The following is a 13,490-nucleotide window of genomic DNA, read 5'->3' on the forward strand; positions in this document are numbered from 1 at the left end:
ACGTCGTTATAGACAAAGCAGCCCCGTGAGCTGTCCGCGACCATTTTCCCGTATTCGGGAGTAGCCTCTGTTGTGATGTCTGATTACGCATATATTTATCTTCTCGTTGTTCATCTTTGAGATGTGGACGAAATACCATATGTGAATGGGGCGCCGTTCTTCGCTAATGGAGGGGGAAATCCATACACGATGGATTCACCGCTCCAAAGATTACAAAATCTAATCGAACAGGATGTGATCGCCGAGGGTTCGCCTGCATTCATTTATTATCTTGACCGGATGTCGGAAGAGATGGTTGATAGCTTCAATGCGGATTTGGGGCCAGATCCGATGGTTAGTTTACCAATGAAATTGTTTTATGAACTGAATAATGGGACGGATTTCCCAGATGAAAAATATGAGTTCTATGTTTTCTATCTGCTCTGTAAGCTTCATGAGGAGATAGACGATTATCAAGGAATGCGGGACCTTATAGAACGACTTGAGCCGAGATTCGATGATGAGCAATATTTTGGGAAGGTCAAAGCACGTGCCTTTTCGAATTCAGCGGATCCGGATGATCTACGAAATTCAATAGAAGTCGCTTTTCAATACTCTTCCGACTATCCAGAATATCTCGACTTGAAGAAAACTCTATCTGAGATGATAGTGATTTGCGTTGAGGAGGGAGTCAGATATGAGGGGTCTGTTCTAGCAATTCCAACTGGTGAAACTGAGTTGCTTGAACTCGCTGATCGATCGATTAACGATGCCGTGAGCAGCGAAATCTATCCAGCTGAATATACGCTGGTTCATTCTCAGGTCGAAGCGCTAAAAGGCAATTACGAGGCAGCAAAAACCCGGATCTCAAATGCCATTAGTGAACTCTCTCGTAACCGCGGTCAATATACAGAGTTAAAGGCGGAGTTCGGGCTCGTTCGAAACAAAATCCTCGCGGAAAGCCATAAGAGCGAGCTTGACGAGAGAACTGAGCAAATATCTGATTCACTTTCCAGTTTGGATGGCAGGCTTGAAACCTCAAGAAACGACATCAATGAGCTCAACAAGGAGATAGACGGAATACGACAGGATTTCCAAAGAACTATACTTGAATTTCTGGGATTCTTCTCAGCGATTATCGCTGTAGTTGTAATCACCGGCCAAATAGCTCTGAGTATTAACGATCCACAAGAGGCAGGACGGTTATTTTTGGTTAGTTATGGAGGGCTTTTATTCGCGTTCGGCGGATTTGCGACTATTCTAGCCTCAGAAAACTCTAGCCGTTATACTCGCGGGGCACTTTCTACTGGAGGCCTTATTGTCGCGATGGTGCTCCTCTACAGCGAAGAGATCACGGCCGTCGTCTTCTAACGACGTTTCACCGGGAACTGACTCACCAAAACCGCATTCTAAACCCTAGAAGGACATGCCGGTTGCGGAAACTAGTCATGACACATTCCGATTTGTTCACCTAATTGCATCGGAAACTCTCAATCCAAGTGACTGCTACTATGACTCTGATGAATGCGAATGCAGTGACTATACACCAATCATTGGCACGTTCAAAGTGTGAGCTGTCGGCAGCAGGCCAGTCATCCGATTTACAGAACTAACACCCGGAGTGCTGTCGTTCGAACGACCCGCACGGTGTGTAGTGCAAACCTCGGAAGGTCTGGACATACCATCCTTCACGGTTGTACTCGATTGTGAGCACTAGAGGGTGGTCCTATTTCTGCGCTGGTCGTTTATTAGTTATAGTAACTATCGAGAGGGACCAGTTAGGATTCCATCAGGTGGAAAGGTATTAAATGAGAAAGCACGAAATATTAACCATGCCACTGTGTCCCAGCTGTCGTGGCGACGCAGAAACTGACGTAGAACAGAAACAGTACCGCACTTGCGACCGCTGTGGGAATGAGTTCTAATGGCGCTCTGTGACGAGTGCAGGACAACGGCAGATATATCGGTTGAAGCGTTGAGGAAGGTAGACACATTCAGCACAGATCGATGCCAACGATGTGGGAGTAAGCTCTGATGGCACTCTGTGATTCCTGTAAGAAGAAAGCACAGGCGAATACTCGAAGATTAGCCAAAGATGACGAAGACCGGTGCGGTCGCTGTGGTTCTTTGTTAGATGACTGAAGATGCCGACACAGACAAAGATATAGATCCGAGTGAGTTCCCCGGTATTGAAGAAACACTGGTTGAAGCTCGTCGTCGTTTTGATAACGAAGAGTCTAGACGGGATAGTATTGAACGGAAAATTGGTATTATCATCACTGCAGACGCACTCTTAATATCTCTCGGAACGCTGTTTCTGAGTGAAGAAAACCAACTTCAGTCAATTGTCTGCTTAGCGCCTGCACTAATTTCTGCACTCATCGGGCTGTTCGTCATTCGACCACAAGAATACTCTAACCCTCTCAAATCAGTAGACAATTACTACGGCTATGCGAGACAGGAATCAGAAGACCTCCATGATACCTTCTTGCTCGCCTATACGCAAGCAATCGGCCATAACGTCCAACGGAACAGTCTCAAAGTTTTATTCCTTCACATTTGTACTTCGCTCGCCTTCTCAACGCTCGTTCTACTGATTGTCACACAATTTATATCTGCCAATCAAATTCTAATCCTCGTCGCATTTCTATCACCACATCTCATTACTGGATATATAGCCACTCAGTTAGAAGAGCTTGCGGTGAATTTCCACCGAATATTTTGACGACATGCACGCCAATTAGAGTGGACGAGAACGACCGAAGGATCCCACGCACATAGGAGCAGAGGCTTTAAATCTCAATCAGATTCCGAGTATCAAGAGCGGAAGCGTATTAGCGGAAATTCTATTCTCCGGCTGAATCAGAGCGGGGACGGGTTAGAACTGGGGTTCGAACGCTAGCTCGTCGCTGTTGAAGGAGTACTGGCTGAGGTCGTGTTTTTCGCAGACGTCTGTGAGGCGCTGGGGCTGCAGATACTCTTTCTCTATTAGGTGCTCGAACACGACTGTGATGTCGTCGCCGTCGACACTGGTGACGATTGCGAGGTCGGGGTCGTTGTAATCAGGTTTGATGACGTAGTCGCCGGGAGTGAATGGCCGGTCGGCGTAGGTGAGGTTTTCGTGTTTGTAGGAGTAGAGTTGGATGGCTTGGTCGTCGCAGTAGGAGGCGAGTTTGGCTGGGTGGATGGTCCGCCAGTCACTGGGGCCCTCATCAAGGGTGCTGGGGAAGGCGACACTGACGGCTTCCCCTTCCATTTCTTGGCCGTACAGCGTCGCATTCTCTTCGGGGGGAAGAACCTCGACGACAACTGCAACTGATGGGTCTTCATCGCCGGCTTTGATGACGCGGTCGCCGGGTTGGAAGGGGTTCTCGGGTTTCTGGTTGAGGTGCGCAGTGTTGGGGCCAAGATCGTGGAGTTCGTTCATCGGCCGCGTTGCGAGGTGGGCGAGTTTCTCGGGTTCCTCCCCGGAGTACTCCTCTTGGGTCCGAACCTTTGATTTCAGCGTCTCCGTGCGCTCCCAGCCCAAGAGGATGAGGGCATCTCGTTGTCGCGGTGCCAGACCATCACGAGAATGTCGTCGTCAGGGTCGTTCTCGAGAAGTTTGGCGGGTTGGAACGCGGAGACGTCACGGCTGGTTTTGACGTCGACGGTGTAGTCGAAGACGTCGAAGTCGTAGGCAGCGAAACTCTCAGGGTTGCAGCGTCGAATGGCTGCTTCGTTTTCCAGTTCCACATCTCGACGGGGAGGTATTCACGGCAGAATTGTTCGAACGCGAGTTCGCCGAGGTTCCCGATGCGTTTGACATCGACGTTGTCGGCGCCTTGGATGACGGCTTGGTGGTGGGCGCGTTCCCAGTCGATGTCGTCGGGCGCGTAGAGGTACATATATTCAATCCACTTGAGGACGCAATAATTGTTGTTGCTGTAACCGCCCACCAGCGACAGTGCTTGGATACAGAAGAAGGCCGTAGTACTTTGGTTGTGCCCAGGCTTGGGCGTTGATCCAACACGGAAGCTCTTGCGGGATACTCTGGGTTTCAGGTCTGGGTGTCAGTTGGTTCCTATGCCGGTCCAGAGAGGGGTTCGGGTGTGTCTGGTCCGCGACTGCCAAGGAACGCGTTATCGATATTTTCGAATGTGGTATCGTAGACGTTGTGGATGACGTCCTCGAGCATTTCCATGTGATCAGTGGTTGACGGTTCAGAGGTGTGAGAAGCTGTAACCGTTGTTATCCCGCCATCCGTGTGTTCGAAACTGATGTCGAGAGAGTGCTCTTCGATAATATCCTGTAAGGGCTCGCGTTGTTGGGTCGTGAGACCAACGAGGTTGTGGTTGTTCGGATAGCTTTGGTACGTTGTTTCCTGGGAGTTGAACTGGAGTTCGAGAAATGTCCGGTGCTCTTGGTTGTGGAGTTCCTGTAGGCCCGAATTCGACGGACTGCGGTGGGGTGAACCAGGGCAGGGGGTTAGCTCTGTCGAATTGTTACGCGTTTACGTGTGGAGGTTGTAGACGAAATCTCCATCTTCCCGATTTGGAAACCGACGAACACCAATCCATACAACTTAGTCTAAAGCTGATATCTTCTACGCTTTACCGCTTCATATAATAGTTTGTATATTGGTATAACCGATATGATATCATATATCTTACTATGAATGGTTGGCGGAGGTGCTCAAGATTCTAGCACTAACGTCGAGACTCCGCCAGCAAATTCTCAAGCGGCATATGAAGTTGAATACTCACTGCCGAACTGGCGGCAGCCACGGGAAGAGATGGGTCTAAGCAGTCAAAAGTATACTAATCGGCCGCTGAACCCGATAGCGGAGGATGCCGGATTCGGTTCGTGAAAAACCTCAAAGAGAAATAAGCGATATTGTAGTCTGTATCGATCAATCTAAGAAATACGAATAGATCAACCCGGGATTAAGTATGGAGTCAGGGCCTTATACGGCTATTTTATCGAATTCTCTGCCAAATAATCCGATGTATTTTCTGGGAGTGATCACCGAGAATTGTAATCGATCCTTCACCCAATTCAAAGTGCAGGCTACTGCTGATCAACAGGGATATTTCATTTTAGCAGTTTGAGCTACCCACGACTGAAGTCGTGGGATTCAGCGTGAACTCCCGTTCTGGCCTCGGATGAGGCAGGAGAATAGCCTCCATTCACGTTCACCATCCCGCTGTTCAAGCGCACGCCCAAGGGTGCGCCTCCGTCGCCCCCGGTTTGGTTGCGACGGAGATACCGCAGGCCGATGTTTTTCGCGGCGTTGTAGTCCGCGTGATTCTGGTAGTCACACTTCAGACACTGGAAGGCTTCGCTGTCGCGGTTGTCTGGGTGGGTGAATCCACAGTGTGAGCACCGCCGACTCGTGTTCTTCGGGTCCACCTGTTCGACGGTGATGCCGTGCTCTGCGGCTTTGTATTCAGTGTAGTCATGGAGGCGCTTAAACGCCCATCTGTGCCCCCACGACGCTCCAGTCCGTTCGCGGATGTCGGTTAAGTTCTCGAAGGCGATGACCATACACCCGTTTTGGCGGGCTTCTGCGACGAGTTCGTTGCTGATGCGATGCAGTGTCTGCTTGAATCGCCCTTTCTCTTTCCGGCCGACGGATTGGATGTTCTGGTGGGCCCACCGCGTTCCACACCGCTGGAGGTCGCCACGACGCTTTTCGTATTCGCGGCGCCAGTGGTCGAATTCATCACCCGTCCAGAACGTGCCCGTGCTGGTGACGGCGAGGTTGTTCACGCCGAGGTCAACCCCGAGAACCGTTCCGTTCTCGATCGTTGCCTGCTCCGGCGTGTCCGACTCCACCTCCTGCTTGCAGTGGACGTGAAGTACCCAGTTGCCGTCTTGATAGTGCAGTTCCGCACCCGTTGTCTCATAGTTGTCCGAGAATAGGTATTCGGCGTGCGGTGTATCGCCGTCCTCGTCAGGGAGGATGTAGTCGGCCTCGATGCGCCCGTCGGTCGTGGCGAGGCTCACATACGTGTCGTGGAAGGTGGCAGTCCGGTGGTCGTAGACGACGTGTGGGCTGGTGAACCGTGGCTTGCTGGCTTTCTTGCCGTGCTTCCAGCGGGCGACGACGCTTTTGGCAGCTTCCGCGGCCTTGTTCCGGGCGGCTTGCACGAGCCCCGCGTTGAACCCATTCGTTTGCTCGCGGACGTCATCGTAGGTTTCCTCATCCAACTGTGTTTTGCTGGTGGTGACGTATTCGCCTCTGAAGGCGTGATTGGTGACGTATTGAGCGCACCAGAGGAACGTATCGACGGTGTCTTCGAGGAGTGCAGCGGCGTCGCTGTCCACGTCGAGGGCAACAGGGACGGTACGCCGCACTTCCATATCTTATATGGAGAACTAGAGTTTCTTAAATGGTGGGGAGTTGGCCTGCTACCGTCGCGTGGTTTGGTTCAGCAGTGACGGATTCATCCCACGGCTAAAGCCGTGGGTTTTCTCCTGTATCTCGTATAATTAGTGTATGGATATGGCTTGCTAGTGTCGCAGGATGCTGCGCCGTGTTTTCAGGAATCGGCCATCAGGGTCCTTACAACCCATGAGGATATCGCGTTCGCGATGACCTTGCTATAGCTGAACACAGTCAAGGAGTGCTGGAGACAGATTAAAACGGTACTCAGCAACCGCTTCTTAGACCCACCTGATGATCTTACACAGTGAAACTACTCTCATCGACACAATCACAAAAGCGAGTCGGCTATCATATCCATCGCTTGCAGAGCTAGCGAATCCGTTGGCTGGAGAAGTAGTTCTTATTCAATAATGTTGACCCACTTTGTAGGATAAGAGTTGATCAGTGTGGCAGAGTTGGCAGTTATGACGAAGATTAGGGAAAACGCGCGCGCGAAGCGGAGGTTGTTAACTAAATATTATGTCGGTCCGAAGTTGGCCATTACATGCATACCTGTGTAATTCCCTCGATCAGATGAGGCAATATTTGAACCCCATCCAACCTTATTGAATGGCATCGGCTGCTCTATTGAGTCGACAGTAACACTCAGTAATGTGAATAACTGAGCTCGATCACATTCGCCGCCTTCTTCACGGCCGTGACTATTTCGTCAAACCGATCGTCTTCCTCCATTCGATTCTTCGGACCGGAAACCGAGACAGAAGCGATAATGTCGTCCGTACTGCGACTGTGAATAGGGGCGCCGATAGTAAGCACACCCTGCCGTCTGTCCTGATCCTCTACGGAGTATCCACGTTCTCTTGTTTGCTCTAGTTCCTCAAATAATTCCTCTCGATCCGTAATGGTATGTTCGTTCGCACGCGGAAGCCCGTGTTCGTCGACGATCGATTCGACGTGTTCGGTAGAGTAATGCGCAAGAATAGCCTTCCCGAGCGCTGTCCAGTGCATCTGTGTGTACTCTCCAACCGGCGCGTTATCGTGAATCGAATCACGACCTTCGGACTTGTAAATCAGAACCCGAAGTCCGTTTTCCTCAACCCCAAGACTAGCGACTTCACCAGTCGTCTCCTCAAGTTTGTCCACCTCAGATCTTGCAGCTCGAAATAACTTTGACTGATTTCGAAATGCACCACCATAGTTTAAGAATCGATAGCTCAGGGTGTACTCGTCACCATCTTGAACGACGAAATTCCTGTTCTGCAGTGTTTGAAGATGGATATGAACTGTGCTTTTCGGGATATCCAGATCGTGAGCCAATTCCGATAGCCCAACACTCCCTTCAGACTTGATCTGTTCAAGGATGTCGAACGCTTTATTGACTGAACCCAATGTCTTTTTCGTGCCAGTTGAGGGATCAGCGACCATATAGACACTACCTTGCTTCAACGATTTAATTGTACCTACGTCGTCACGGCGGAGTCAGTTGGTCAATACTGTTGAACCCATACTCTGAACCGCATCACGAACAATTTGGCGTCAATCAGCGAAACCAAACCACGAAAAGGGAGGCTTTCTCAGTGACTCAAGACTGTACGAGGTTCTTCAGTGAATTGTCCCGATCCGTCTCCGAAAGCTGGGTAACGTTTTCTGCGACGATATCTGCCAGTCGGTCCCAGTGCTTTGGACTATGGCCCGCATTATGGGGTGTAATAATGACGTTCTCGAAGTCCCACAGTGGATGGTCGGCCGGGAGCGGTTCGGGATCGGTAACGTCGAGTGCGGCACCGTCGATCTGATTCTTCTGGATTGCGGTAACGAGGGCATCCGTGTCGATAATCTTCCCGCGACCGACGTTAATCACTCGAGCGTCCGAGGGAAGTGTTGTGAATTCCTCCTCGGAGAGTAACCCACGTGTCGTGTCCGTAAGCGGCGCTGCGATAATGAGGTAGTCCGTTTGAGCGAGAGCCTGCTCAAAGTCAGCTTGGTCAAAGCCGATCACTTCATCTGTCGGACCACCCTTCTCTGGGGTGTATCTGACGCCGATTGTCTCAACCTTGAATGCCGATAGCCGTTCCGCGACTGCGGATCCGATGGAGCCCAGACCGACGACAGTGACTGTACTCCCCATCAATTCCTCCGCCTGATAGTGACGCCATTCGTTACGCTGTTCGCGTTCCTGGCCCTCGCGGAGCTGACGCGAGAAGGTTAGTATGTATCCAGCAACCTGTTCCGCTATATTGGGCGCGTGAATTCCGGACGCGTTGGTTACTGCGATCCCCCTCTCGTCGAATGTATCTAACGGGAGGTGGTTGTATCCTGCTGCAATACCGGCGAACAGCTGGAGGTCTTTCGCGTGTTCTAGTAATTCCGGGTCAATATCGACGCCGGAGACGACTGTTGCGTGTTCGATGAGCTCACGCTCTTCGACAGATGTTGTCGCAAGCTGGACATCATGGTTCGGTAACCGGTCTGCGAGCAAGTCGGCGTAGTCACGTGCGTGAAGCCCGTGCGTATTGGATCGTAGGACGAGAACATCTGGTGTATTTTCATTCATGGATATCTCTGCCGGCAGAAGTGACTTGCATCACTCTGTGGCTGTGTACTCTGGCAATTAAGTGGCACACCATTAAACTTCCCCACGAGATTTTCCGCGATAGAATATATTTCCGCGGCATTAGGCTCTTACAAGCGTGAGATCATACAATTATGCGTGATGCTCTTGGGTGTAGAATTATACCCAACCAAACTATTATGTAGGTTGGGTAGAACGAGTGAAGTGGAGCAATCAAAATGCAACGTCGAAAGTTCCTTCAAGCAGCCGCGCTCAGCGGGACAGCTAGCCTTGCCGGTTGTATCAGTGGTGTGACCGGGTCAGGTGGATCGGGAGGCTCAGATGGCAACACTGTCGAGTATTGGGAATACTTCCATTCACAGTCGGAAGTTGCGACTAATCAGATGGAGTCCTCAGTCAAGGAGTTCGAGGAGTCTACCGGCGCCCAGATGCAGATGAATTGGGCGAGCTGGAGCGACATTAACGGCGGAAAGTGGAAGAATAACATTCAGAACGGGAACCGCCCAGTCCTCTACGACTCGACGAACTCGCTCGACGGTCAGTTCATCGAGCCCGGTTGGGTCAAGCCGGTCAGCGAGTACAAGGATCGACTTAACGATGATGCCCTCGAACAGTTGGAATGGGCTTTCGAGATGTCCCAGAGCTGCTACCGTGGCTTCGAGGAGGACCTCTATGAAATCCCAATCGGGCTCGAAGTCGGCGCACCATTTATTGCTCGGGCTGATCACTTCGAGCAAGCAGGGCTCTCCATCGAGGACGACTTCCCACCGGAAAGCTACGAGGAACTCGTACAGGTGGCCACACAACTTCAGGAAGAAGGGCCTGCGGACCATGGCTTCCAGATCTATGGCGCACAGGGCGACGTCACCGACGAAGCGCTCGTGACTTGGACTACTGCTGAAGGCGGGTACGACGGACTGTTCCTCAACGAATCCTGGTCGGACGTCAACTATGATAACGAGATCTGGAAGGAGGCAACGCGAAAGTATGTCGACCTCTATCAGGAACACGGCCTCTCCTCGGATAAGGCCCCGACTGCTTCCAACGAGGGTGCCGCCCAGATGCTCATCCAAGGAGACGTAAGCATGGTGCAGGGAAGCACCAAGGACTTCGGACTGTTCCGGAGTCGGGCCGAGGAGATGCTAAAAGATGGGAAGATCGTCTTTGGGCCGTCCTGGGAGGGTGCCGCCGGTAATCGCGGTGACTTCTTCACACAGTGTATCGCACTGATGCGGAAGCCCGATAACGTCTCGGCAGAGGTTTGGGAGCAGCGTGAAGCGACAGCAATCGAGTGGATTAATAAAGTCCTCTCGAAGGACTTCCAGAAGGAAATCCCGCGGTCGCTAGCAACACTTCCCGCTCGCCAAGACGTCTGGTCGGGTCTCAAAGACGAGCAGATCTTCCAGGAGAGCAACTACATCTCCACACTGGAGACGACCGTTGAGGGGATGGAACACGGTTGGTCGAGCCATCCGGGCATGAATGCGATCCAGTATAACACTGCAGGTCCGCTGTTCCAGCAGGCTGTTCGCGGCGAGATCTCTGCTGAAGAAGCGTGTGACCAAGCTGCTAAGCGGATCCGGGAACAGGTTTCCTTCTAAAATGTCGTCGCAAACGAGTTACACGCTTCGGGGCCGAACTGAACGCTTCCGGGATGTTCTCTCGGAGAATTGGTTCGCGTATCTACTGATTCTCCCGGTCCTGCTGTTCCTTGTATTGCTCATGTGGTACCCGTTTATCCGGGGCATTTTCATGAGCCTGCACAACTGGCCGTTAGGTGGCGCGCCGACGTGGGTGGGGCTTGATAACTACAGTTACCTCTTCAGTTGGGATCCGTTCTACACGTCGCTGAAGGCCACACTGATATTTTCCCTGACCACACTCTTCCAACTCGCCATCGCACTGGCGGCCGCACTGGCTATCCGTGAAGTTCGTCGCGGTAAGAGCTTCATCACTGGTGCGTTCCTTCTCTCGTACACGTTACCGCCGCTCGTGACGGGGACAATTTGGACATACCTGCTCCAGCCAGACTTGGGTCCGCTCTTCGGGTTTCTCACCCAGTGGGGGATCCTTGGGGAAACCATCTATTGGGGAAGCCAAGGCGACACGGCACTCGCCGTCGTCCTATTCGTGACCACGTGGACGTTCTGGCCGTTCATGTTCCTCATCATCTCGGCCAGTCTCGAGAGTATTCCAGAGGAGATGTATGAAAGCGCGCAGATGTACGGCGCAAATCGCGCCCAAATGTTCCTCCGGGTGACCCTTCCACAGCTGAAAAGCGCCATCCTCATCGCGGTTAGTATCCGGATTATTTGGAACATGACGAAGATATCGCAGGTGCTCCAGCTCACGAACGGCGGCCCGGGATACGAGTCCTCTGTCCTTGCCGTGTTGCTGTATCGGTTCAGCTACGAACAGGGACAGATGGGCGTCGCATACGCCGTTGGCGTGATTCTACTCCTGATGACCATCGGCTTCGCGTTCGTGTTCATCCGTGAATTCGAGCGTTCCAGTGGAGGTGATGCAGCATGAGTACTGCGGACTACGACTTCGCCGGTATCTCGCTGAAGGCGTCGAAATATAGCGTCATCGCCTTCCTCGTGTTGATGAACGTCATTCCACTTCTGTTCATCCTGTCAGTGTCGTTCATGCCATCGAGTGAGTTCTTCGGGTCACCTCACGTTATTCCGCATAACCCGACTCTCGAGGCGTGGACCAGCGGCTTCTCCGAGTTGCGGGATAATCTCATCAACAGTTTCTTGATTGCGTCCGGAACCGCTCTGTTGGCCCTCGCAATCACGATTCCCGGAGCGTACGCGTTCGCACGCAAGAAATTCTACGGGAAAAAGTTCGGGTTCTACGCGATCATTCTAGCGATGATGTTCCCGTACATCCTGCTGGTCATCCCGATTATGGACCTGTGGAACGATCTCGGGCTGTACAACACCATCCCCGGGATGATTCTAGCTTATCAGGTGTTCGTTGCACCGTTTGCACTGTGGGTCCTGAGAGACTTCTTCGAAAATCTCCCGAAGGATATCGAAGAAGCTGCACAGGTGTACGGCTGTACGCAGTTCACATCGTTCATTAGAGTTATCCTTCCGCTCGCGGCACCTGGTATCGTCGCCGTTGGATTCCTCGCGTTCCTGACCGGTTGGAACGACTTCCTGTTCTCAAATCTTCTCACAACCGGTACAGGCCCTGTCCCCGCCGTTCCCGTCCTCTATGGAACTATCGGTGGAGGGTCCGGAGAACGGGTGTACTGGGGGAAGCTGATGGCTGAAACCCTCATCATCGGAACGCCACCCACGGTCCTGTACCTCGTGGCGAGAAACTACTTGGAGGACGCATTCACAGTATGAGCGAAACCACCATAGCGAAAGAGCAAACTGAGAGCACTTCAACCGAAGAGACAACCATGAGCGACACCACCACTGATAGCGCGCGTACGGACCAAGATAGCGACAACGATCACATCCAAATTGAGGGAATCCAGAAAACGTTCGACGATGGTGCCATCGTCGCTTGTGACGATGTCAATATCAACATCGACAAGGGGGAATTCGTCATCCTCGTTGGCCCCTCGGGATGTGGGAAGACGACGACACTCCGCTGTATCGCCGGCCTAGAAGAGCCCGATAAGGGCGAAATCCGCGTTGGTGGTAACGACATCACCAATCTTGCACCGAAAGACCGGAACCTTGCGTTCGTGTTCCAAAGTATCGCCCTGTTCCCGCACATGAGTGTGCGCAAGAACATCCGATTTGGGCTGGATATGAACACCGACCTCAAAGACGACGAGAAACGGCGTCGGGTCGAGGAGGTCGCCGAAACCCTGGGACTTGAGGAGATGCTCGACCGTAAACCGAGCTCGCTCTCCGGTGGCCAACAGCAGCGCGTCTCCCTTGGTCGCGCAATGGTAATGGAACCCGAAGCGTTCCTCCTTGACGAGCCGTTCTCCGCGCTCGACGCGAATCTCAGGGACGAAATGCGTGTCGAGGTCAAGAAGATTCAACGTGAATTGAACACAGCGATGGTGTTCGTCACGCACGACCAGGAAGAAGCGATGACCCTCGGCGACAAAATCGTCGTTATGAACGATGGATACGTCCAACAGATCGGGACTCCGTATGAAATCTACAACGACCCGACGAATCGCTTCGTCGCAGATTTTATCGGGTCGCCATCACCGAATCTCCAGAAGTGTACGGTGGAACGCACGGACAGCGGTCTAGTCCTTTCAACGGACGTCTTCTCTGTGCCGGCGACTGACGAACAAGCCGAACACCTCAAAGATCGCGTGGGTGAAACGCTGATTTACGGGATTCGCCCGGAGTACCTCACCATTACGGACGGTGACGGGGACTTCACCGCTAGTCTCGATGTTATCGAACCGCTCGGTGATCGGGACGCGATTCACCTGTCTGCGGATGACATGTCGTTTTCCGCTGTCACGCCTCAGGGCGAGCTCTCACGCGAAACAGAGCGGGTTCAGGTCAACATCCAGACTGAGGAATCCTGGCTATTCGAGCAGGGCGGCACTCGCATCGTCTGATCCGGTTCGCCAGG

General features: G+C 52.3%; 10 protein-coding genes and 1 pseudogene. 7 read left to right on the forward strand and 4 right to left on the reverse strand.

The features are described 5' to 3' along the window. The first annotated feature begins 123 nt into the window (after positions 1–123). Together LPA46_RS14520 and LPA46_RS14525 are read left to right on the forward strand one after the other, a co-directional pair. The gene (locus tag LPA46_RS14520) at positions 124–1,350 is read left to right on the forward strand and encodes a hypothetical protein (RefSeq protein ID WP_230893103.1); all 1,227 of its coding nucleotides are present in this window, start codon (positions 124–126) and stop codon (positions 1,348–1,350) included. A 763-nt stretch (positions 1,351–2,113) separates the two neighbouring features. Continuing rightward, positions 2,114–2,704, forward strand: a complete 591-nt coding sequence (locus tag LPA46_RS14525) for a hypothetical protein (RefSeq protein ID WP_230893104.1) — start codon at positions 2,114–2,116, stop codon at positions 2,702–2,704. 153 nt (positions 2,705–2,857) lie between these two features. Here the strand turns inward: LPA46_RS14525 and LPA46_RS14530 are convergent. Further along, positions 2,858–3,842, reverse strand: a pseudogene (locus LPA46_RS14530) (hypothetical protein). Between LPA46_RS14530 and LPA46_RS14540 the strand changes: the two are divergent. Beyond that, positions 3,744–3,983, forward strand: a complete 240-nt coding sequence (locus LPA46_RS14540; RefSeq protein ID WP_230893107.1) for a hypothetical protein — start codon at positions 3,744–3,746, stop codon at positions 3,981–3,983. The pseudogene LPA46_RS14530 and the gene LPA46_RS14540 sit on opposite strands and share 99 nt — an antisense overlap. 1,087 nt (positions 3,984–5,070) lie before the next feature. On the opposite strand, the gene LPA46_RS14545 is transcribed toward LPA46_RS14540, so the two are convergent. From LPA46_RS14545 to LPA46_RS14555, 3 genes are all read right to left on the reverse strand, one after another. Continuing rightward, a complete protein-coding gene (locus LPA46_RS14545) occupies positions 5,071–6,324 on the reverse strand; it encodes an RNA-guided endonuclease InsQ/TnpB family protein (protein WP_230893108.1) in 1,254 nt (417 codons plus the stop codon). 670 nt (positions 6,325–6,994) lie between these two features. Continuing rightward, a complete protein-coding gene (locus LPA46_RS14550; protein ID WP_230893109.1) occupies positions 6,995–7,774 on the reverse strand; it encodes an IclR family transcriptional regulator in 780 nt (259 codons plus the stop codon). A gap of 157 nt (positions 7,775–7,931) precedes the next feature. Continuing rightward, complete coding sequence (locus tag LPA46_RS14555; protein WP_230893110.1) at positions 7,932–8,903, reverse strand: D-2-hydroxyacid dehydrogenase; 972 nt, start codon at positions 8,901–8,903, stop codon at positions 7,932–7,934. A 401-nt stretch (positions 8,904–9,304) separates the two neighbouring features. Between LPA46_RS14555 and LPA46_RS14560 the strand changes: the two genes are divergently transcribed. Genes LPA46_RS14560 through LPA46_RS14575 form a run of 4 tightly spaced genes read left to right on the forward strand, consistent with a single transcriptional unit; the run spans position 9,305 to position 13,476 of the window. Further along, positions 9,305–10,522 carry an ABC transporter substrate-binding protein gene (locus LPA46_RS14560; protein WP_269073711.1) on the forward strand — a complete coding sequence of 406 codons (1,218 nt, stop codon included), beginning with the start codon at positions 9,305–9,307 and terminating at the stop codon, positions 10,520–10,522. 1 nt (position 10,523) lies between these two features. Then, a complete protein-coding gene (locus LPA46_RS14565; protein ID WP_442908258.1) occupies positions 10,524–11,453 on the forward strand; it encodes a carbohydrate ABC transporter permease in 930 nt (309 codons plus the stop codon). Continuing rightward, positions 11,450–12,283, forward strand: coding sequence for a carbohydrate ABC transporter permease (locus tag LPA46_RS14570; protein WP_230893113.1), 834 nt, complete (start codon positions 11,450–11,452; stop codon positions 12,281–12,283). The genes LPA46_RS14565 and LPA46_RS14570 overlap by 4 nt, the downstream gene beginning before the upstream one ends. Beyond that, positions 12,280–13,476 carry an ABC transporter ATP-binding protein gene (locus tag LPA46_RS14575; RefSeq protein WP_230893114.1) on the forward strand — a complete coding sequence of 399 codons (1,197 nt, stop codon included), beginning with the start codon at positions 12,280–12,282 and terminating at the stop codon, positions 13,474–13,476. Before LPA46_RS14570 ends, LPA46_RS14575 begins: the two co-directional genes overlap by 4 nt. The last annotated feature ends 14 nt before the right edge of the window (positions 13,477–13,490 follow it).

It is taken from the genome of Halobacterium sp. KA-6 (assembly GCF_021029015.1).
GTDB lineage: Archaea > Halobacteriota > Halobacteria > Halobacteriales > Halobacteriaceae > Halobacterium.